The sequence below is a fragment of the Labedella phragmitis genome (genome assembly GCF_004078635.1).
Taxonomy (GTDB): domain Bacteria; phylum Actinomycetota; class Actinomycetes; order Actinomycetales; family Microbacteriaceae; genus Labedella; species Labedella phragmitis.
Map to the genome: position 1 here is coordinate 48,445 of NZ_RZNB01000003.1, position 21,322 is coordinate 69,766.

The window sequence follows — 21,322 nt, forward strand, 5'->3', positions numbered from 1 at the left end:
TCGTTTGTCGACGAGGTCGGCGTCAGGACGACAGCTCGACGGCCGGCGGGGTGTCGAGCAGCTTGAGCATGCGCGTATTGCCGAGGGTGTTCGGCTTGACCCGCGCGAGCTCGAGGAACTCCGCGACGCCTTCGTCGCTCGAACGCACGAGCTCCGCGTAGACCTCCGGCGAGACGACCGTCTCGCCGATGGGGTGGAAGCCGTGCCCGGCGAAGAAGTCGACCTCGAACGTCAGGCAGAAGAGCCGCTTGAGCCCGAGGTCGACGGCGTCGCGCTGCAACTGCTCGAGGATCGCGTGCCCCACGCCGTGGTGCAGCCAGCTCTCCGACACCGCGAGGGTGCGGACCTCGCCGAGGTCCTCCCACAGCGTGTGCAGGGCTCCGCAACCCACGAGCTCCCCGCCGGGCGCCTCGGCGACCTCGAACTCCTGGATGGACTCGTAGTACGCCACGCGTTCCTTGCCGATGAGTATCCGTCGTCGGACGTACGGCGCGACGAGGGACTCGATCGCGGGGACGTCGGAGGCACGGGCACGGCGGACGGTGAAAGGCGAGGCCATCCCCCCACCCTAGATCGCCCTCCCCCCTCCCCCTCCCGACACCCCACCACACCACCTAAAAATCCCCTCCGTGCATGAAGCGCGCGCACAGAGGGGATTTTTAGGGGGGAAAGCGAGGGGCGGAAACGAGGAACGCCCCCCGGCCGGTGGCCGAGGGGCGTTCTCGTGGTGCTGCTGTCGCGTCGAGCCGGGGCTAGATCGCGAGGTCCGGCGTGGCCGGCCCCGTGCCGAGCGAGCGGCCGGAGTTGATTCCGGCACCGACGGCCTCCGCACGCGTCGAGGTCGTGATGAGGAACTCACCACCGATGAAGTCGACGTGCACGTGGTCACCGGGGTTGAGCTCGCCGTGCAGGATCTTCTCGGAGAGACGGTCCTCGACCTCGTTCTGCATCGCACGACGCAGCGGACGGGCGCCGAGCGTCGGGTCGAAGCCGACCTCGATGAGTCGCTCCTTGGCGGAGAGCGTGAGCTCGACGGTCATGTCGCGGTCGAGGAGACGGTCCGCGAGACGCTTCACGAAGAGGTCCACGATCTGGAGCAGCTCGGGCTTGCTGAGCTGCGGGAACACGATCGTGTCGTCGACGCGGTTGAGGAACTCGGGCTTGAAGTGCTTCTTGAGCTCCTCGTTGACCTTGCCCTTCATGATCTCGTACGTGATCGACGAGTCACCTTCGACCTGGAACCCGACGGGCCCGCCGGAGATGCCCTTCGAACCGAGGTTCGTGGTCATGATGATGACGGTGTTCTTGAAGTCGATGACGCGGCCCTGGCCGTCGGTGAGACGACCCTCCTCGAGCACCTGCAACAGCGAGTTGAAGATGTCGGGGTGCGCCTTCTCGATCTCGTCGAAGAGCACGACGCTGAACGGCTTGCGGCGGACCTTCTCCGTGAGCTGGCCGCCCTCTTCGAATCCGACGAATCCGGGAGGGGCACCGAAGAGGCGTGAGACGGTGTGCTTCTCGCCGTACTCGGACATGTCGAGCGAGATCATCGCGTCCTCGTCGTCGAAGAGGAACTCCGCGAGCGCCTTGGCGAGCTCGGTCTTTCCGACACCCGTGGGGCCGGCGAAGATGAACGAGCCCGAGGGACGCTTCGGGTCCTTGAGTCCGGCGCGCGTGCGGCGGATGGTGCGGGAGAGGGCCGCGATGGCCTCCTCCTGACCGATGACGCGCTCGTGCAGGGCCTTCTCCATGAAGACGAGCCGCGAGGACTCCTCCTCCGTGAGCTTGAACACGGGGATGCCGGTGGCCTGCGCCAGCACCTCGGCGATGAGACCCTCGTCGACCGTCGCGGTCGTCTTGACCTCTCCGCTCCTCCACTGCTTCTCGAGGCGGAGTCGCTCCCCGAGGAGGTTCTTCTCCTCGTCGCGCAGGCTCGCGGCCTTCTCGAAGTCCTGGTCCTCGATCGCGGTCTCCTTCGCGGCGCGCACGACGGAGATCTTCTCGTCGAACTCGCGCAGCTCGGGCGGGCTCGAGAGGATCGAGAGACGCAGGCGGGCGCCGGCCTCGTCGATCAGGTCGATCGCCTTGTCCGGGAGGAAGCGGTCGGCGACGTAGCGGTCGGCGAGGTTCGCCGCCGCGACGATCGCGCCGTCCGTGATCGACACCTTGTGGAACGCCTCGTACTTGTCGCGGAGTCCCTTGAGGATGTTGATCGCGTGCGGCAGGCTCGGCTCCGCGACCTGGATGGGCTGGAAGCGGCGCTCGAGGGCCGCGTCCTTCTCGAAGTGCTTGCGGTATTCGTCGAGCGTGGTCGCACCGACGGTCTGCAACTCACCGCGGGCGAGGAGCGGCTTGAGGATCGACGCGGCGTCGATCGCGCCCTCTGCGGCACCCGCACCCACGAGGGTGTGGATCTCGTCGATGAAGACGATGATGTCGCCGCGCGTGCGGATCTCCTTCGTGACCTTCTTGAGGCGCTCCTCGAAGTCACCGCGGTAGCGGCTTCCGGCGATGAGCGACCCGAGGTCGAGGGAGTAGAGCTGCTTGTCCTTGAGCGTCTCGGGCACTTCGCCCTTGACGATCGCCTGAGCGAGCCCCTCGACGACGGCGGTCTTGCCGACGCCGGGCTCACCGATGAGGACGGGGTTGTTCTTCGAGCGGCGCGACAGGATCTGCATCACGCGCTCGATCTCCTTCTCGCGCCCGATGACGGGGTCGAGCTTGTTGTCGCGGGCTGCCTGCGTGAGGTTGCGGCCGAACTGGTCGAGGATCTGCGATCCCCCCTGGGCCTGCTGCTCGCTCTGGTTGCCGCCGACGGCTGCGGCCTCCTTGCCCTGGTAACCCGAGAGCAATTGGATGACCTGCTGACGCACCTTGTTCAGGTCCGCGCCGAGCTTGACGAGCACCTGAGCCGCGACCCCTTCGCCCTCACGGATGAGGCCGAGGAGGATGTGCTCGGTGCCGATGTAGTTGTGGCCGAGCTGGAGAGCCTCACGGAGGCTCAGCTCGAGAACCTTCTTCGCGCGGGGCGTGAAGGGAATGTGACCGGTGGGCTGCTGCTGGCCGGTACCGATGATGTCGGTGACCTGCTCGCGCACGGAGTCGAGGGAGATGCCCATCGACTCGAGCGCCTTGGCGGCAACACCCTCACCCTCGTGGATCAGACCCAGCAGGATGTGCTCGGTGCCGATGTAGTTGTGGTTGAGCATCTTGGCCTCTTCTTGGGCCAACACGACGACACGACGAGCTCGGTCGGTAAATCTCTCAAACATCAGGGCTCCTTCCGGCGCGTGGGCAAGGTTCGCGCCGATATAGAGAGAGTAACCGCGCAGCGGCGCGGATAATCCGTTGTTCGCCGTGGGCGCACCGTCTGCGGATACGACACGGGACGCGGCCATTTCCGTCGATGATCAACACATCGGAGCGCGGCTACCGATGGCAGCTGGATCGCCGCGGAGACGTCAGGCGAGGGCGTGGACCGCGAAGCTCGTGAAGAAACCGAGCACCGCGAGCAGACCCGTGAACGCCTTCGTGTCGCGGAACGCCTCGGGGATCATCGTGTCGCACAGCATCGCGAGGATCGCCCCCGCCGCTATGGCGGTCACGTAGACGACGGCTCCCGCGAGGAATCCGGCCATCGTGGGAAGGAAACCGCCGAGATCCTCGGCCTCCTCGTTCAGATCGAAGGCGAGGGCGGAGATGAGCACGCCGCAACCGAACGCCATGACGGCGGTGACGACGGGCGTCGGCACCCGGACGAACCACGCGATGACGGCACCGACCACGAGAGCGCCGCCCGCAAGGAGGCCTGCCCCTGCGGCGCCCCAGATCTGAGAGCCCATGCGACCATCCTGGCCCTCGACAGGCCCTCCCTCACCCGCTTGCGCCCGCCGTCTCCTCTCACCCCCTGAACACTTGTCTTGCGCACGAAAGCGCGTGCACAAGAGAAGTGTTCAAGCACTCGAACGGGGCGGGGTCACTGGAGGGCGGAGGTGAGACGCGCGAGGTTGTCGAGGACGGTCGAGCGCAACGGCTGCTCGAGCCACTCGTCGAGCGTGAGTTCCTTGCTCACGGCCCGGTACTCGTCCTCGACGTCGCGCATGTCGTCGACGAACGAGGCGCCGCGGACGAGCATCGACACCTCGAGGTTGAGACCGAACGAGCGCTGGTCCATGTTGCTCGAGCCGATCACGGCGACGTCGTCGTCGATCGTGAAGAACTTCGCGTGCAGGATGTACGGCGCCGGGTAGAGATAGATGCGGACCCCCGCCCGCAAGAGCTGCTCGTAGTAGCTCCGCTGTGCGTGGTAGACGAGGGCTTGATCCCCGATCTCCGACACGAACAGGTCCACGGGGACGCCGCGCATGACCGCGGTCGTGACCGCGTACATGAGCGACTCGTCCGGCACGAAGTACGGGCTCGTGATGACGATGCGCTTCTGCGCCCCGTAGAGCAGGCCGAGGAAGAGACGCAGGTTGTTCTCACCCTCGAATCCCGGCCCGCTCGGGACGATCTGGCAGTCGAGGTCGCCGCGATCGGGGGTGGGGTCGGTCACGTCGATGTCGCGGAGCAGGTTCTCACCCGTCTCGCTGTACCAGTCGGTGAGGAAGATCGCCTCCATCTCTCCGACGACGGGGCCTTCGACGCGCGCGACGAGCTCCTTCCACTTGAGCCCGCGACGCTCGTTGGCGCGCGTGTTGTAGCTGCGGTCGATGATGTTCTGCGAACCGAGGAAGCCGATGAGGCCGTCGACGATGAGGAGCTTGCGGTGGTTTCGCAGGTCGGGGCGCTGGAACTTCCCCTTGAGCGGCTGCAGGGGCAGCATGAGCTCCCATCGCACCCCGATCGCGTCGAGCTTCGCGATGGTCCTCTTGTAGCCGGTCCGGCGGAGGCTCGCCCAGTGATCGAGCAGCACGTGGACGACGAGGCCGCGATCGACGGCCCGTTCGAGCGCGTCGAAGATCGGCGCCGTCGCGTGGTCGTAGGACAGGATGTACGACTCGACGTACACGTACTCCGTGGCCGCGTCGATCTCGTCGGCCATCGCGATGAGCGTGTCGTTGTAGTCGCTCATGAGGCGCGCCTCGTTGCCTCCGAGGATCGGCATCGCGCCGAGGCCCTCGTTGAGCTGCACGAGCGAGCGGAACCACGTCGGTCCCTCGAACTCGAGGTCCTGCTTCGGCAGGTTCTGGACCGCCCGCTCGATGGCCGTGTTGACGCCGTCCTGGATCTTACGGCGCTTGCGCGGCAGCTTCGGGTTGCCGATGAGCAGGAAGAGCAGGATGCCGCCATACGGGATGAAGAAGACGGCGAGCAGCCACGCGGTCCCGGCCGAGGGTTTGCGGTTCCGCGGGATGACGATGACGGCGACGACGCGGACGACGAGGTCGACGGCGATGCCGAACCAGACCAGCCAGAGCGTCAGGGTCTCATTCATGCATTCCCCCGGCTCGGCGCGGCTCTCGTCACGTTCGCTCTCACCCTATCGAGAGCGACATGCCTCCGACGTCACGCGCGAGGCCCGGAAGCAGGGGTCACGCAGAGGGCGTCGGCTTCGGCGGGAGTCCCCGCTTGGCACGCTCCTCCGCCTCGAGCTCCGAATACGCGCGGCGCTCGTTGCGGTCGACGCGGATGACGGAACGCATCACGATGTAGAAGATGACGCCGAGAACGATGGTCGGGAACAGCGACCAGATGGCGTTCAACCAGAAGTTCTCGATCATGATGACGCCAGTCTACGCGAGCGCGGCCGAGTGCTCGCCGGAACGAGCGCGCTCATTTGACGAGCGGGAAGAGGATCGTCTCGCGGATGCCGAGACCCGTGAGGGCCATGAGCAGCCGGTCGATACCCATCCCCATGCCGCCCGTCGGCGGCATGCCGAACTCGAGAGCGCGGAGGAACTCCTCATCGAGCCGCATGGCCTCGACATCGCCCCGTGCGGCGAGCTTCGCCTGCTCGACGAAGCGCTCGCGCTGGATGACGGGGTCGACGAGCTCCGAGTATCCGGTGGCGAGCTCGAAGCCGCGGATGTAGAGGTCCCACTTCTCGACGACGCCGGCGATCGACCGGTGCTCGCGCACGAGGGGGCTCGTGTCGACGGGGAAGTCCATGACGAAGGTCGGCCGTTCGAGACCGCCCTTCACGAAGTGCTCCCACAGCTCCTCGACGTACTTCCCGTGGATCGGGTGCGGCACCTCGACGCCCTCGCGCTCGGCGAGAGCCGCGAGCTCCTCGATGGGGGTCTGCGGCGTGATCTCGACGCCTGCTGCCTGCGACAGGCTCTCGAACATCGAGATCCGGTCCCACTCGCCCCCGAGGTCGTACTCGGTGCCGTCGGCCCACGTCACGACGTGGCTTCCCGAGACGGCCTTCGCCGCCTCCTGGATGAGGGTCTGAGTGAGGTCGGCGATCGAGGAGTAGTCGCCGTACGACTCGTACGCCTCGAGCATCGCGAACTCGGGGCTGTGCGTCGAGTCTGCACCCTCGTTGCGGAAATTGCGGTTGATCTCGAAGACGCGGTCGATGCCACCGACGACGGCGCGCTTGAGGTAGAGCTCGGGGGCGATCCGCAAGTAGAGGTCGGTGTCGAAGGCGTTCGAGTGGGTCACGAACGGACGGGCGGACGCACCGCCGTGCATCACCTGCAGCATGGGCGTCTCGACCTCGAGGAAGCCGCGCTCGGCGAACGTGGCACGAAGGCTCGCGACCGCCGTCGACCGCGTGACGACGTTGCGGCGCGCCTGCTCGCGCGCGATGAGGTCGAGGTAACGCGAGCGGACGCGCGTCTCCTCGCTCAACTCGTTGTGCAGGTTCGGGAGCGGCTGGATCGCCTTGGAGGCGATGCGCCACTCCGCCACCATGATCGAGAGCTCGCCGCGACGGCTCGCGGCCACCTCGCCGGACACGAAGAGGTGATCGCCGAGGTCGACGAGGTCCTTCCACGCGGCGAGGTCCTCCTCACCCACGGCGGCGAGGCTCACCATGGCCTGGATCCGGGTGCCGTCACCCGACTGGAGGCTCGCGAAGCACAGCTTGCCCGTGTTGCGGAGGTGGACGACGCGACCCGCGACGCCGACCGTGACGCCGGCCGACTCGTCGGGGGCGAGGTGGCCGTAGGCCTCCCGCACCTGGCGGATGGTGTGTGTGACGGGGACCGAGACGGGGTAGGCGCCACCGGCAGCGTCCGTGGCCTCGTCGAGCAGCCGCTGCCTCTTCGCGAGACGGACGGCCTTCTGCTCCGTGATCTCCTGCTCGGTGGGGTCCGCCGAGGCGGTCGGTGTGGCGGGGGACGACGTGGTGTCGGACATGTGCGGGAGACTCCTCGAGGACGGCTCCCTCAAGCTTAGGCGGTGGGAGTCGGCGCTCAGGCGACGTAGAACGTGCGCGACGCGGAGCCCTCGACGCCGTCGACTGTCGCAGCGATCGTGACGCGGACCGAGCCGCTGTGCCCGCTGTCGAGCGGACCACCGGTGTCACCGTCGACCGTGGTCAGTCGCACGAGCTCGACGTGGGGCTCCCCCACCACCGCGGCCTGCCCGGCCGCGACGACGGCGTCGAGTCCGCCGTCGGCGGCCGATGCCGCGGAGTCGAGGGCGTGCGCGAGCACGGCGTCGTGACGGTCGGATGGGCGTTCGGTGGGGCTCACCCCCTGATGGTAGCCGCCGGGCGGTCCCGTCGAATGCCGAGAAGTCCACCGAGCGGCCCGACGTCCGTGGAGCGTGGCACGATGTCTCCCGTGGACGAGGCGCGCGAACCCGAGGCCGCGGGGGTCACCGTCTCCGACGTGTCGCACCTCCTGCCGGCCCTCGCCGGTCTCGTCGTTCTCCTCGGTGAAGCGCCCGTCGACGGCGATGCCGTGGAGCGGCGGCGCCGTGGCCGGCTCCTCCTGCAGGAGGCGGCCGTCAGGCTCTGGGGCGATGGAACCCGTGCCCTCGTGACGGCGCGATGCCCGCGGTGCGGTGGCGATCACGGCAGACCGGTCGTCACCGATGTCCCGTCGGGGCGGCGCCTGCGGGGAAGCGTCACGCACGCCGGGGCGATCACGCTCGTGGCTGTCGGGCCGGTCGCCGTCGGCATCGACGCGGAGCGCGTCGGCGGCGATCCAGCGCGCTTCGAAGCGATCCGTGCGGTCACGGGTGGCACGCCGCTCGACGGCCGCGATGCCCTGCGGCTGTGGACGACTGTCGAGGCCGTGCTCAAGGCGGACGGACGGGGCCTCGAGGTCGACCCGACGCGTGTGGGGATCGAGGGTCCGCCCGGTGTCGCCGGTGCGACCGCTCGCGTCGACGGCGGTCCCCCGTTCGAGGTGGCCGGCTTCGACCTGCCCCACGTGGATTCGTCCGCACCACACGGCGACGGCCTCGTGATCACCGTCGCCTGGAGCGCATCCGGCGGACGCTAGCCGGGAAAGGCGGGCAGCGCCTCGGCGTCGAGCCACGCGGCGAACACGGTGTCGACGACGGAGCGCTCGATGCCGGCCGAGGCCCCCTCGCTCGCGACGAGGTCGCGGAGATCGTCCGTCGTGACGACACCGTGGCGGTGCTCCGAGGTCCAGCGCTTGAGGACGGCGAAGAAGACGTCGTCGCCGACGGCTCGCCGCACGGCGTGCAGCGCGAGGGCCCCGCGCTTGTACACACGGTCGTCGAACATGCGTGCTGCGCCGGGGTCGCCGACGACGACGTCCTGCGCCGAGCGCGCGAGCACGACGTGGTGGTAGCGCGCGAGATCCTCCGCCGTCCGACCGCCCGACGCCTCCGACCACAACCACTCCGCGTAGCACGCGAAACCCTCGTTGAGCCAGATGTAGCGCCACGCGGCGACCCCGACGGAGTTGCCGAACCACTGGTGCGCGAGCTCGTGGGCCACGAGTCGCTCCCACTCGCCCCGACCTCCCATGTGGTTCGATCCGAAGATCGCGAGCGATTGCGCTTCGAGGGGGATCTCGAGGACGTCGGCTGTCACGATGACCGAATAGACCGGGAATGGGTACGGACCGAAGAGGCGCTGGAATGTCGCCATCATGGCGGGGACTGCACGGAGGTCGGCGTCGACACGAGCGCGCAGGGCCGGCGGGAAGACGAATCGCCCCGCGACACCGTCGAGGTCCACCTCGCGCGTCGTATAGCGCCCGACCTGCACGGTCGCGAGGTAGGTCGCCGTCGGCTCCTCCTGCTCGAACGACCACGTCGTGCGCCCCGACCTCACCGTGCGGTCGACGAGCCGTCCGTTGCACACGACCGTGTACGGTGCCTCGGTCGTGAAGCGGATCGAGAACGCCGCCTTGTCGGCCGGGACGTCGTTGCAGGGGAACCACGTCGAAGCGCCGCTCGGTTGTGACGCGACGATGACGCCGTCCGCGAGTTCCTCCCAGCCCACGGTTCCCCACGAACTCGATCGCGGCCGCGGCGCTCCCGCGTAGTCGATCGCGACCGAGAACCGCGTGCCCGCCTCGATGGGGCGATCCGGGGTGATCGTGAGCTTGTGCGCCGACTGCCGGTGACCCACGCGAGCACCGTCGAGCCGCACCGACCCGACCTGCAGCCGGGAGAGGTCGAGCGTGAAACGCGGGAGGTCGGTCGTCGCGAGGACGTCGAGCCGCGCGGTGCCGCTCAGTCGATTGGTCGCGGTGCGGTAGTCGAGGTCGAGCTCGTAGCGCTCGACGTCGACGCCGGCGTTGCCGTTCTTCGGGACGTACGGGTCTGTCGCCGCTCGAGCGGCGGCTGTGCCGCGGATCATCGGGCGGACGCGGCGACGCGGTAGTCGGCCACGACGACGTCGCGCCACGGTCCGATGGGGTTTCCGCTCCAGCGGCCACCCTCCGGCACGGTCTCGCCGCGCATGACGAGCGAAGCCGGACCGATCGTCGAGTGGTCCCCGATGACGGCGGCGGGCAGCGCCACGCTGTGGGGGCCGAGCGTCGCACCGGCGCCGAGGGTCACTTCGTCCATGCTCATGATTCGATCATGGAACAGGTGGGTCTGCACGACACACCCCCTGTTGACCGTCGAGCCGTCGCCGAGGGACACGAGGTCGGCCTCGGGGAGCCAATAGCTCTCGCACCACACGCCGCGACCGATGCGCGCGCCGAGGGACCGCAACCAGACGACGAGGGCGGGCGTCCCGGCCGCGCCGTTCGCGAACCACGGCGCCGCGACCATCTCCGTGAACGTGTCGGCGAGTTCGCTCCGCCAGATGAAGGACGACCAGAGCGGGTGCTCCCCCGCTCGGATGCGCCCGATGAGCGCCCACTTCGCGGCCGTCGTGAGCGCGGCGGCGAGCGCTCCGGCCGCGACGAGGACGGCTCCCCCGACGACGAGGGTCGGTACGAGACCGACGAGCTCGAGCAGGAGCGCGAGCGTCGACAGCACGAGCAGCCCGATGCCGACAGTGACGACCACGGGCACGAAACGCGCGAGTTCCCACGCTGCGCGCGCGACGCGCAGCCGCGTCGGCGGCGAGAACGTGAGCGCATCGTCCACCTCGGCCGGCGTCCGACGCAACCGGACCGTGGGCGAGCCGAGCCACGACGAGCCCGCCTTGGACTTCCGTGGCGCGACCGAGAGCACGGCGATGAGGCTGTCGCGCGGAATCCGGCGGCCCGCCGTCGCCATCCCCGAGTTGCCGAGGAAGGACCGACGCCCCACCTCGACGGGGGCGACGTGCACGTACCCGCCGCCGAGCTCGTACGACGCCACGAGCGTGTCGTCGGCGAGGAATGCGCCGTCGCGGATCGTCGTCATCGACGGCACGAGCAGTACGGTCGAGGCCTCGACGTTCCGACCGACCCGCGCGCCGAGGAGCCGGAGCCACACGGGGGTGAAGAGGCTCGAGTACAGCGGGAAGAGGATCGTGCGCGACAGGTCGAGCAGCCGCTCGGTCGCCCACACCTGCCAGCCCTGACGGCTCCGGACGGGATGCACGCCTTCCGTCAAACCGATCCCGAGAGCACGCGTCACGATCACCACGAGGAGCGCGAGCACGACCCCGGCAGCGGCCGTCGCGGGGACGACGAGGAGCGCGGCCCGACCGGCGAGGTCTGCGAGCGACGACGCATCGCGGATCGCCGGGACGAGGACGGCTGCTCCCGCTGCGAGCGCGATGACCGGGATGAGCGCGAAGACGATGCTCGACGCGCCGTACGCGAACCACCAGCGCCTCCCGCGCGCCGGCGGCGCGTCCGGCCACCACTGCCGCACCCGCCCGACGCGCACGGCCGGGGAACCCGCCCAGCGCTGGCCCGAGCGCACGCGCCCGAACACCGCGGAGGCCGGCTCGATCTGCGCGTTCCGTGCGATTCGCGTGCCGGGCAGCAGAACGCTCCGCGCCCCGACGACACTTCCCGCGCCGATCCGCACGGCGCCGACGCGGAGGATGTCCCCGTCGACCCACCAGCCGGAGAGATCGACCTCGGGTTCGACCGACGCGCCCTCCCCGATCGTGAGCATGCCTGTGAGCGGCGGGAGCGAGTGGAGCGTGACGTCGCGCGCGATCGTCGCCCCGAGGAGCCGACCGTACGCGGCCACGAAGGGCGCGCCAGAGAGGCCGACGCCGCCGAGCGCGTGCGTGATGGCCTCCGTCACCCAGATGCGGCGGTGCACCGAACCCCCGCGCGGGTAGTCGCCCGGCTCGAGGCCGGTGAGCAGCGTCCGGGCGGCCGCGACCGAGAGCAGCATCCTGCCGAGCGGAGTGACGAAGACGAGCACGAGGAGCACGACCGCGACCGTGTCGGGCACGGGCAACGGACCGGCGAGCCCCGCGAGGTCGAGCACCCAGGCCGCGGCGGAGAGGATGGCGAGCCAGCGCGCCGCCGCGAGAGCCGAGATCGGCAGGCTCACGAGCGTCTGGAAGACGCCCATGGCCCGCGGCGTCGGCGTCACGCGGTGGAAGTCCGTCGGACGATCACGACCACGGTCCTCGCCGTCGCGTTCGTCGAGGGCCTCCGCCATCGCCACGAGCCGCGGCAGCGCGTACACGTCGGCGACGGTGAACTCGGGATCCCGCGACCGGACACGCGTGACGAGCTGTGCGGCGGCGAGCGAACCACCGCCGAGGTCGAAGAAGTTCGCCTCGATCGACGGTACGGGTACGCCGAGCACCGCCGTCCAGTCAGCGGCCAAGGCGCGGACGCGCTCGGGAAGGGCTGCCGCCGGGGTGTCGTCGACGGGGAGGGGCCATGGCAGCGCGGCCTTGTCGACCTTGCCCGAGGTGCGCGTCGGCAACTCGTCGAGCACCGCGAGCACGGGGACGAGAGCGGCCGGCAGAGCCGCGCGCAACGCGGCGAGCGCGGCAGCCCGGTCGAAGGCGTCCTTCCCGGGCACCGCGAGGTAGCCGACGAGCACGGGAGAGCCGGAGGACGACGTCCGCACGGCGGCGGCCGCTCCCGCGACACCCGGAAGCGCCTGCAGCGAGGCCTCGATCTCCCCGAGCTCGATGCGCCGACCGCCGACCTTCACCTGGTCGTCGACACGCCCCTGGAAGACGAGTCCCGCCGCCTCGAAGCGGACGAGGTCGCCGCTGCGGTACGCCCGCTCCCACCCGAGGGTCGGTGCGGGCGCATACTTCTCGGCGTCCTTCGCCGGGTCGAGGTATCGGCCGAGGCCGACACCGCCGATGACGAGCTCGCCCACTTCCCCGTCGCCGACGCGCGTGCCGTCGGTGCCGACGACAGCGAGGTCCCAGCCGTCGAGCGGCAGCCCGATCCGCACGGGCGTCGAGCCGTCGAGCGGAGCAGCGCACGCCACGACGGTCGCCTCCGTCGGTCCGTAGGTGTTCCAGACCTCACGACCGTCGACGGCGAGGCGCTCCGCGAGTTCTGGCGGGCAGGCCTCGCCCCCGAAGATGAGCAGTCGCACGTTCTCGAGCGACTCGGCCGGCCACAACGCCGCGAGGGTCGGAACCGTGGACACGATCGTGACGCCGCGGGCGACGAGCCACGGACCGAGGTCGACGCCGCTCCGCACGAGGGATCGAGGTGCGGGCACGAGGCACGCACCATGGGCCCACGCGAGCCACATCTCCTCGCACGAGGCGTCGAACGCCACCGAGAGCCCGGCGAGGACGCGATCGTCCGGTCCGATCGGCTCCGCCTGGAGGAACAGTCGCGCCTCGGCGTCGACGAAGGCCGCGGCGGAGCGGTGGCTCACGGCCACGCCCTTGGGGACGCCCGTCGATCCCGAGGTGAAGATGATCCAGGCGTCGTCCTCCGGCGTCGGCGGCGTCACGACGGCGAGCGCCGCGGTGTCCGTCACCGGCCTGCCGGGGGTGACCACCGAGGCCTGGCCGTGAGCGTCCGTCGATCCGTCGTCGGTCGGTCGGTCCTCGCTCAATGGAGAGACGCCGGTACGCGGAACGAAGACGCCGTCGCCCTCGAGCACACCGACGACTCCCGCCTCCCCGAAGACGAGGGCGGCGCGCTCCTCGGGATCGTCCGCGTCGACGGGAACGTACGCGGCGCCCGCGACGAGCACGCCGAGGATCGCGATGTAGAGCTGGCGCTTCCCGGAGGGCATGCGCACACCGACACGGTCGCCCCGTCGTACGCCCGCATCATGCAGAGCGGCGGCGACTCGGATCGCCTGCGCGAGCAATTCTCGGTAGCTGAGCGACACGGAGCCGTCATCGAGGGCGGACGCGTCGGGGAATCGTGCGGCCGACTCCCTCAGGACGTCGACGAGCGTGCGCACGTGCGGTGCACGGTCCGACCGGGTGAGCACCGCCGTTTGAGCAGACCGCGCGTCGGCGGCGTCGACCTCAGGACTCACGTGCCGGCTGGACGAGGAGATCGAGGAGCTGCTGCTTCCGCAGCCGAGACAGCGACGTGTACCCGTGAGCGCGAGCGAACGATCGCAGTCGCGGCACGCTCCACGTCGCGTTCGGTACGGGGGTCGTCGACGCGGACGGCTGCGGCAGGGCGGCGATCGCGGCTTCGGCCTCGGCGCTGCGGCGGGCCCGCTCCGCAGCGGCCGCGGCAATGGCCCGCGCCTCGTCTCGAGCACGCTTCTCCGCCTCTCGCGCCGCGGACTTCTCGCGCGCCTTCCGCTCGGCCTTCTCGGCCTTCGCGCGCGCTTTGGCTTTCTTCTCGGCCTTCTCCGCCTTCGCGCGTTCCTTCGCCTTGCGCTCGGCCTTCTCCGCCTTCGCCTGCTCCTTCGCCTTGCGCTCGGCCTTCTCCGCCTTCGCCTGCTCCTTCGCCTTACGCTCGGCCTTCTCCGCCTTCGCCTGCTCCTTCGCCTTACGCTCGGCCTTCTCCGCCTTCGCCTTACGCTCGGCCTTCTCCGCCTTCGCCTGATCCTTCGCCTTACGCTCGGCCTTCTCCGCCTTCGCGCGTTCCTTCGCCTTCTTCTCGGAGATCGCTCGCTTCTCGGGCTTCGCCTTCTTGTCCGACTTCGTCGTCGACGCGGGCGACCCGGTGTCGTCGGCATTCCGAGCCGAAGCCTTCGCGGCCTTCTTCTTCGCCTTCACGAGCCGCGCGGCCTCCTCGAGCCGCTCCTCCTCGCGTGCGGCGCGGGCAGCGTCCGCCTCGACGGCGCGCTTGATGGCTTTGCGTTCGGCCTTGTCGACCGCTCGCTTCTCCTCCGCGGACGGAGTGCCGTTCTTCGCCATGTGCGTCCTTCTCGATTCGGGACCGGAACGACGCTCTCGCGTGCGTTCCGTCGGGCCGGGTGCGCCGACACCGTATCGGGCGAAGGTGAACAGTCGGTTCCGTCAGTCGAGCCGGAGTCCGTCGTCCGGGTCTATCGCTGCGGAGGCCGGCGAGGCGAGCGCGTTGTCGACCGCGCTGCGGACGAGCGACGACAGATAGGCTCCGGGGTTCTCGACGCCGATCCGCGAGAGGATCTCGCTCGATTGCGCGACGATCGAGCGGGAGAACGCCGTGGCCGTCGCGATCGCCTCGGCATAGGCGGGACGGTCCTCCTCGGCGACGACGACGGGCTCACCCCCCATCTCGACGACGAGCGCTTGCGCGATCGGCAGGACGGGGGCCGGAGCGGTCACGGCGAAGTAGGCCTCGCGGAGCCGGGCGAGATCGAGGGAGGTCCCCGTGAACGCGATGGCGGGGTGGATCGCGAGTGGGATCGCGCCGGCGACTTGCGCCGGCCGCAGGATTCCGGTGCCGAAGCGGGCCGACGTGTGCGCGACGAGTTGGCCCGGCTGCCACACGCCGGCGGCCGCGAGCCCGGTCACGAGGGGCTCGATCTCCTCATCCGGGATCGCGATGATGACGAGTTCGGAGCGCTCGACGAGGTCGGGGATCGACAGGATCGGCGCTCCGGGCAGGATCACCTCGGCGCGCTCCCTGCTCTCGACCGAGACGGCGGAGATGCCCACGACCGCGTGACCCGCCCCGGCGAGCGCCGCTCCGAGGACCGGACCGACGCGACCGGCTCCGAGGATGCCGACGCCGAGCCGACCCGCCCGCGCGCTCATCGCACCTCCAGTGCCCAGCGGTGACTGTGGTCGGAGGCTGCGGCCCGGACAGCCGCGGCCGACGCGCGTTCGAAGAGCACGGCGGCCTCGTCCTTCGCGATCGTCGGCAGGGTCGGGGTGACGGGGCCGAGCACGGTGTGCACGCGGGCCGACGCGAGCCGGAGCACGCGCTCGAGCGGTCCCTGCGAGATCTGGATGCTCTGGATGCGGGCGAGCGGCAGGATCGTGAGCTTGCGCCACAGCACGCCGGTGCGGAAGACGAGGAGACTCGCGCGCAACGCGTAGCCCGTGCGGCGCCAGGCGATCGGGTCGATCCAGCGAGCGCGTCGAGGGGCGAGCACGAATCCCGATTGCGCCGGGCGCATGATCGCGGACTCGACCTGCTCGAACGTCGAATCGACGTCGGCGCCCTCGAGCATGAGCTGCACCACGGCCGTCGCATCCCTCAGGGTGCCGACGGGGAGGACTGTCGTGTTGCCCTTGCCACCCATCGCCGCCTCGGCGGACAAGCCCGCCTTGTTGATCTTGACCTGCCACCACCCGAACGGACGCCACAGGAGCGGTTGCGACAGCTGGACGGCGTGGACGCGCCCCGGCGGCAGGGTGTCGTTGCTCGTCGAGAGAAGACCGAAGCCGATGCGCACGCCGCTCGGCGTGCCGGCGATCGAGTACCGCAACGACTTCGTGATCGTCGTCCAGTAGTAGCTGCCGATACCGAGCACTGCGGGGATGAGCGTGAAGATGACCCACGGCGACCCGTTCACGAGCATGACGACGCCGACGACCACGATCGCGAGCACGACGAGTGTGCCCTCGTTGACGACCGTCGAGGCGATGAGCCGACCGACAGGGATGCGCACGATCGATTCGGGCGGGGCCTGATCGGCGGGGAGCTCGGGCGAGAGGAAGTCGTTCGCCCGTTCGACGACGTGCCGCGTGATGACCCCGTCGCTGTCCGTGACGACGCCCGCAGCACTCGTCCCGGGCAACGGCGCCTCCCCTTCGGCGAGGCGGGCGCCGGAGGCCAGGGTGAGCACGTCGCGGCGGAGCTTCTCCGCCGGCTTCGTCGAGAGGTACTCGAGCTTGACGTCCGCCGATTGCCCCGCGACGTTGACGTCGAGTCGCGCCGCTCCGAACAAGCGGGGCAGGAACGGCTTCGAGAGCCCCACGCCCTGCACCCGGTCGAGCTTCGCCTTGCGGTGCGTACGGAAGAGGACGCCGCTGCGCACCTCGACGGCCTCGTCGGTGACACGGAAGCTGTGCATGCGCCACGACAGGAAGAACAGGCCGATGATCACGACGAGACCGACGGCGAGAGCGAGCAGGATCCACCCGACGTAGCCGTGCGTGACCGAGTAGGTGAGCGGGTCGTAGTCCTCGCCGTCGTATCGGAAGTCGCCGGCGAACTGCGGCAGGAACATCTCGACGAGTCTCTCGCGCAGGTTCGCGATGACGATGCCGAGGATCGCCAGGAACGCGATCCCTCCCCGCAGCAACGGAGTGGCCGGGTGGAGACGATGCCACTCGCCGTCGGCGAGCGTGTCCCCCGCCCTGACCTGCTCCCGTGCCGCCCGTCCAGCGTCGGGGAGAGGACCGTCGGGCGGCGCGGCTGCCGCCGGTCCGGTCTCGCTCACAGTCCTGTCCGCCGGCTCTCGGCGACGGACACGAGGTGGTCACGCAGGCCCTCGGCCTCCTCGAGCGGGAGCCCCGGGATCGTCACGCCGGTCGCGGGCGACGCGGTCACGAACTTCAACTCCGCGAGCCCGAACGCGCGCGCGAGCGGCCCCCTGTTGATGTCCACGAGCTGCATGCGGCCGTAGGGTACCGCGACGAAACGCTGCCACATGATGCCGCGTCGGAACAGCAGGTCGTCGTCGCGGAGGAGGTATCCGATCGAGCGGATCCGTCGCGGTACGAAGGCGAGCGTGACGAGCGTCACGAGCACGATCGCGCCGCCCACGAACCACGGCCACGGGTGATCGACGAGGAAGCCGACGAGTGCGCCCACGGCGACGACGACGACGATCATGAGCGCGTTCGTCAGGAACTCGATCGTGACGGCCTTGGGAGAGACGCGGCGCCACTCGCCCGTGATGTCGAGTCTGCCGGGTGTCTCCGGCGCCGCCTCAGGCTCCTCGGCGGGCGCCGCGAGGACCTCGCCGAGGGTCGGGACGGCGGGTGCGGAATCGCTCACGGGCGCGGAGGCGCCGACGGGCACCGCGGGATCGATGGGCGCGGCTTCGGCACGCGGCGCTGCGCCCGACGGCCTCGCGGCGGCGTGACGAGGCGCTGTCCCCTCGGAGCCGGGTGCGCTCGCGTCGTCAGCTCGCGGCTGCTCCGGCAGGTGGTTCGTCATCGTCATCCTTCGGCAGCGTGCACAGTCTCTCGGCGACGAGCCCCGCGATCGTGAGGACGACGGCCCCCAGAGCGGCCGCGGCGGCCAGCCACAACGATGCTATCCCGGGCAGCATCGAGCGGGAGAGCAGGAAGACGAGGATGCCGAGCCCGAAACCGGCGAGGAGCGAACCCGCGAGACTCGAGGCCTTCGCGAGGGAAACCACGCGCGTGGCCTGGAACGGGTCGATCATGCGATCCGACCTGCCGGACACGCGGCGGCGGATGGGGATCGCGAACCCCACCACGATCGCCCCGACGGCGACGAGAGTCAGGGAGAACGTGAGCGGCGGCACGATCGTCATCGCCCCCCGTGACGCCGTCCAGACCTCGACGAGGAATCCGACGACGAAGCCGAGCACGGCGAGGAGGAGCAACGAGCGGGGCGATGTGCGCGTCATGCCGGGGACCCGCTTTCGAGCCCGGCGAGCAGGTCGGCGACGCGCCCGTGCCCCGTGAGGGTCGCGTCGGGCTCGACGGCGAGCCAGGGCGCCAGGACGAAGTCCCGCTCCGCGGCCCGCGGGTGAGGGAGGATGAGCCGCTCGTCCGAGACGCGACGCCGGCCGACCTCGATGATGTCGATGTCGATCGTGCGGTCGCCCCAGCGTTCGGTGCGCACACGGCCGAGCTCGTCCTCGATCGCAGCCGTCGCGTCGAGCAGCCGGTGCGGCTCGAGATACGTGTGCCCCACGAGCACCCCGTTGAGGTAGGCGGGCGCGTCGGTGTCGGGCCCCGTCGTGCGCACGGCCACGGTCTCGACGAACGGCGAGACGGCCCGTACGAAGACTCCCGGGATCGCCCGGATCCGATCGACGGCTTCCGTGAGCGAGGCGTGCCGCTCGCCGAGATTGCTGCCGAGGGCGAGGACGAGGCGCTCGGGCCCGCCGCGGCGGATGGGGTCGTGCACGAGAGGGCCGGCGATCGGAGTCACGCTGCGGCCTCCCTGCTCCTGCTGATCCGCACGACGACATCGTCGAAGACCGCGTCGATCGGGGCGTCCGGCTTGTGAACGGCCACGTCCACCCGCAGGACGGCCTGCCAGGTGAGCGCGACACCCGCCACGCGTTCGGCCACCGTCTCGATGAGGTCGACGGGGTCGTTCTCCACGGCGGCGACCACGCGTTCCGCGAGCTCCCCGTAGTGGACGGTGCTCGCGAGATCGTCGGCGTCCGCCGCCGGGCGCGCGTCGAGGTGGACGACGACGTCGATCACGAAGGTCTGACCGTTCTCGCGCTCGAAGTCGAAGACGCCGTGATGGGCATGGACGCGCAGTCCCATGAGACTGATCGTGTCGAGGGGCGTGTCCACGTCACCACTCTGCCACGACCGGGCGGACGGATGCCGGGACCGGAGGGGTGCTTGCGTCAGGAGCGACGGTCGACGCGGCGGACGACGGCCCACAGCGTCGGCATCACCGAGGCGGCGACGAGCCACTTCACGATGCCGCCGACGATGAACGGGAAGAACCCGAAGGCGAGCAGCGAGCCGAGGTCGTTGGGGACGCCCATGGCCCCGAGCACGAAGCCCATGTACGGGATGCCGAAGAGGAAGGGCACGAGGCTCGCGAGGCCGAAGGCCGCGAGCGACAAGCCCGGTCGGCGGTCCCACGATCGCTCGGCGAGCCATCCGACGAGGGCTGCGGCGAAGACGAAACCGATGACGAAGCCGAACGACGGCTTCGTGAGAGCGATGAGTCCACCGGTCGCGCCGGCGAAGACGGGCAGACCGAGCAGGCCGACGCCCATGTACGACAGGAGGCTGACGGCTCCGCGCCACGCGCCGAGGCTCGCGCCCACGAGCATGACGCCGAGGGTCTGGCCCGTGATCGGAACCGGCCACATCGGGATCTCGACCTGTGCGAGCAGGGAGACGACGGCGACTCCGGCCGCGATGAGGGCGATGTTCGCGGCGGCCGTGCGGGGCACGACGCGGTCGGCGAGGGTGGGACGGCCGGCGACGGCGGTCGACGTGACGGGTGCGGTGCTCATGCGATCTCCACGGTTACGAGGTCCGATAGCGACGAAGTGTCGTGGATCACCCTACCGAGCGCACGTGATTCTCGTGGAATGCGACGGCACGAGACGACGTACGCGGCGGATCAGTCGCGGGCCGAACGCACCGCTGCGAGCACGTCGAGCGCGACCCGCGACGCCGCGACGTCGTGCACCCGGACGGCCCACACGTCGTCAGCGAGGAGCGCACTCAGCACGGCCGTCGGGAGGTCGCGGCCCTCGACGCCCCGGTCGTCCTCGACGAGTTCTCCGAGGAAGCGCTTGCGCGACACCCCCACCATGACGGGGAAGCCGAGAGACGCGAGCGTGTCGAGATGGGCCAGCAGCGCCCAGTTGTGGGGCCCTCGCTTCGCGAAGCCGAGACCCGGGTCGACGATGATTCGTGCGGGCTCGACTCCCGCCGCGATCGCGGCGGACGTCTGGGCGCGCAGCTCCCGGACGACGTCCTCGACGACGTCCGCGTACTCTGCGCGGTCCTCCATGACGGTGCTGTGACCGCGCCAGTGGCTGATGACGAAAGTGGCATCGAGCGCGGCGACGACCGCCGCCATACCCTCGTCGGCGAGCCCGCCGGACACGTCGTTGACGATCGACGCTCCCGCCTCGACGGCGGCGCGCGCGGTCGAGGCGTTCATCGTGTCGACGGACACGGTGGTCCCGTCGCCCGCGAGCGCCTCGACGACGGGCAGGATCCGCCGCAGCTCCTCGTCGAGCGCGACGCGCGAGGCTCCCGGGCGCGTGGACTCGCCCCCGACGTCGATGATGTCGGCGCCCTCGGCCACGAGCTCGCGGCCGTGAGCGATCGCGTCGGCCGTCGTGAAGTAGCGCCCGCCGTCGCTGAACGAGTCGGGCGTCACGTTGAGGACGCCCATGATGCGCGTGGCGCGCCCGCCACCGTCAGTCATCGTCTCGGGACCGACCCGCGCCGATGAGGGCGAGCACGTCCGACCGGAGCGGACCGCTCGACAGAGCTCCCCTGCTCGCGATCGTGACGGTCGTCGACCCCGTCTGGCGCGGCCCTCTCGTCGTCATGCACTGGTGACTCGCATCGAGCACGACGAGGACGCCGAGCGGTGCGAGCCCCTCGTCGATCGCGTCGGCGATCTGCTCCGTGAGCCGCTCCTGCACTTGCGGGCGCGATGCGAGAGTGTCGACGACCCGCGCGAATCGCCCGAGCCCGACGACCGCTGCGTCCGGCAGGTACGCGACGTGGGCGACGCCCGTGAACGGCAGGAGGTGGTGCTCGCACACGGAACGGAAGGAGATATCGCGGACGATGACCGCCTCCCCCGCGGTGTCGAGCTCCGTCGGCACGGTCTCCCGCAAGTGGTCGACCGGATCGTGCCCGAGTCCGCCGAAGAATTCGGCGTAGGCGTCGGCGACGCGCTCCGGGGTCGAGAGCAGCCCCTCGCGATCGGGACGTTCCCCGATCGCGAGGAGCAGTTCGGTCACCGCCGCCTCGATCCGTCGGCGGTCCACTCCCGCCATGGTG

General features: G+C 70.1%; 20 protein-coding genes. 1 reads left to right on the top strand and 19 read right to left on the bottom strand.

The genetic code is table 11. The features are described from left to right. Positions 1 to 22 precede the first annotated feature (22 nt). The 7 genes from ELQ90_RS08355 to ELQ90_RS08385 all read right to left on the bottom strand — a co-directional run bounded on the left by ELQ90_RS08355 (position 23) and on the right by ELQ90_RS08385 (position 7,646). Positions 23 to 559, bottom strand: a complete 537-nt coding sequence (locus tag ELQ90_RS08355) for an amino-acid N-acetyltransferase (RefSeq protein WP_128494835.1) — start codon at positions 557 to 559, stop codon at positions 23 to 25. Positions 560 to 752: 193 nt separating this feature from the next. Next, positions 753 to 3,272, bottom strand: coding sequence for an ATP-dependent Clp protease ATP-binding subunit (locus tag ELQ90_RS08360; RefSeq protein ID WP_128494836.1), 2,520 nt, complete (start codon positions 3,270 to 3,272; stop codon positions 753 to 755). 189 nt (positions 3,273 to 3,461) lie between these two features. After that, positions 3,462 to 3,842 (bottom strand): ZIP family metal transporter, encoded by a 381-nt coding sequence (locus ELQ90_RS08365; RefSeq protein ID WP_128494837.1) that lies wholly within the window; start codon positions 3,840 to 3,842, stop codon positions 3,462 to 3,464. Between the two features lie 134 nt (positions 3,843 to 3,976). Next, the gene (gene cls / locus ELQ90_RS08370; protein WP_128494838.1) at positions 3,977 to 5,437 is read right to left on the bottom strand and encodes a cardiolipin synthase; all 1,461 of its coding nucleotides are present in this window, start codon (positions 5,435 to 5,437) and stop codon (positions 3,977 to 3,979) included. A gap of 97 nt (positions 5,438 to 5,534) precedes the next feature. Then, positions 5,535 to 5,723, bottom strand: coding sequence for a hypothetical protein (locus ELQ90_RS08375; protein ID WP_128494839.1), 189 nt, complete (start codon positions 5,721 to 5,723; stop codon positions 5,535 to 5,537). 52 nt (positions 5,724 to 5,775) lie between these two features. After that, positions 5,776 to 7,308 carry a lysine--tRNA ligase gene (lysS, locus tag ELQ90_RS08380; RefSeq protein ID WP_128494840.1) on the bottom strand — a complete coding sequence of 511 codons (1,533 nt, stop codon included), beginning with the start codon at positions 7,306 to 7,308 and terminating at the stop codon, positions 5,776 to 5,778. A gap of 56 nt (positions 7,309 to 7,364) precedes the next feature. Continuing rightward, positions 7,365 to 7,646: a hypothetical protein gene (locus tag ELQ90_RS08385; RefSeq protein ID WP_128494841.1), complete on the bottom strand. Its 282-nt coding sequence runs from the start codon at positions 7,644 to 7,646 to the stop codon at positions 7,365 to 7,367. Between the two features lie 81 nt (positions 7,647 to 7,727). On the opposite strand from ELQ90_RS08385, the gene ELQ90_RS08390 reads away from it, so the two are divergent. Continuing rightward, entirely contained in the window at positions 7,728 to 8,402 is a 675-nt protein-coding gene (locus ELQ90_RS08390; RefSeq protein ID WP_128494842.1) for a 4'-phosphopantetheinyl transferase family protein, read from the top strand. Here ELQ90_RS08390 and ELQ90_RS08395 read toward each other — a convergent pair. The 12 genes from ELQ90_RS08395 to folE form a co-directional block, all read right to left on the bottom strand. Continuing rightward, positions 8,399 to 9,736 carry a M1 family metallopeptidase gene (locus ELQ90_RS08395; protein ID WP_128494843.1) on the bottom strand — a complete coding sequence of 446 codons (1,338 nt, stop codon included), beginning with the start codon at positions 9,734 to 9,736 and terminating at the stop codon, positions 8,399 to 8,401. The genes ELQ90_RS08390 and ELQ90_RS08395 overlap by 4 nt on opposite strands. Next, the gene (locus ELQ90_RS08400) at positions 9,733 to 13,713 is read right to left on the bottom strand and encodes a Pls/PosA family non-ribosomal peptide synthetase (RefSeq protein WP_243696123.1); all 3,981 of its coding nucleotides are present in this window, start codon (positions 13,711 to 13,713) and stop codon (positions 9,733 to 9,735) included. Before ELQ90_RS08400 ends, ELQ90_RS08395 begins: the two co-directional genes overlap by 4 nt. Before the next feature lie 37 nt (positions 13,714 to 13,750). Beyond that, positions 13,751 to 14,599, bottom strand: a complete 849-nt coding sequence (locus ELQ90_RS16945) for a hypothetical protein (RefSeq protein ID WP_128494844.1) — start codon at positions 14,597 to 14,599, stop codon at positions 13,751 to 13,753. 102 nt (positions 14,600 to 14,701) lie between these two features. Then, on the bottom strand, positions 14,702 to 15,424 hold the full coding sequence (locus ELQ90_RS08410) for a Rossmann-like and DUF2520 domain-containing protein (protein ID WP_128494845.1): 723 nt from the start codon (positions 15,422 to 15,424) through the stop codon (positions 14,702 to 14,704). Further along, positions 15,421 to 17,058 (bottom strand): PH domain-containing protein, encoded by a 1,638-nt coding sequence (locus ELQ90_RS08415; RefSeq protein ID WP_128494846.1) that lies wholly within the window; start codon positions 17,056 to 17,058, stop codon positions 15,421 to 15,423. The genes ELQ90_RS08410 and ELQ90_RS08415 overlap by 4 nt, the downstream gene beginning before the upstream one ends. Beyond that, positions 17,055 to 17,780 carry a PH domain-containing protein gene (locus ELQ90_RS16950; RefSeq protein ID WP_243696078.1) on the bottom strand — a complete coding sequence of 242 codons (726 nt, stop codon included), beginning with the start codon at positions 17,778 to 17,780 and terminating at the stop codon, positions 17,055 to 17,057. The genes ELQ90_RS08415 and ELQ90_RS16950 overlap by 4 nt, the downstream gene beginning before the upstream one ends. Further along, the gene (locus tag ELQ90_RS08425; RefSeq protein WP_128494847.1) at positions 17,746 to 18,219 is read right to left on the bottom strand and encodes a DUF3180 domain-containing protein; all 474 of its coding nucleotides are present in this window, start codon (positions 18,217 to 18,219) and stop codon (positions 17,746 to 17,748) included. Before ELQ90_RS08425 ends, ELQ90_RS16950 begins: the two co-directional genes overlap by 35 nt. After that, positions 18,216 to 18,749, bottom strand: a complete 534-nt coding sequence (folK, locus tag ELQ90_RS08430; RefSeq protein WP_243696079.1) for a 2-amino-4-hydroxy-6-hydroxymethyldihydropteridine diphosphokinase — start codon at positions 18,747 to 18,749, stop codon at positions 18,216 to 18,218. The genes ELQ90_RS08425 and folK overlap by 4 nt, the downstream gene beginning before the upstream one ends. After that, complete coding sequence (gene folB / locus ELQ90_RS08435) at positions 18,746 to 19,126, bottom strand: dihydroneopterin aldolase (protein WP_243696080.1); 381 nt, start codon at positions 19,124 to 19,126, stop codon at positions 18,746 to 18,748. Before folB ends, folK begins: the two co-directional genes overlap by 4 nt. Positions 19,127 to 19,182: 56 nt before the next feature. After that, positions 19,183 to 19,806, bottom strand: a complete 624-nt coding sequence (locus ELQ90_RS08440) for a biotin transporter BioY (protein WP_128494848.1) — start codon at positions 19,804 to 19,806, stop codon at positions 19,183 to 19,185. 110 nt (positions 19,807 to 19,916) lie between these two features. Next, a complete protein-coding gene (gene folP, locus ELQ90_RS08445; RefSeq protein ID WP_208020605.1) occupies positions 19,917 to 20,735 on the bottom strand; it encodes a dihydropteroate synthase in 819 nt (272 codons plus the stop codon). Beyond that, positions 20,728 to 21,318 carry a GTP cyclohydrolase I FolE gene (gene folE, locus ELQ90_RS08450; RefSeq protein ID WP_128494849.1) on the bottom strand — a complete coding sequence of 197 codons (591 nt, stop codon included), beginning with the start codon at positions 21,316 to 21,318 and terminating at the stop codon, positions 20,728 to 20,730. The genes folP and folE overlap by 8 nt, the downstream gene beginning before the upstream one ends. Positions 21,319 to 21,322: the final 4 nt, after the last annotated feature.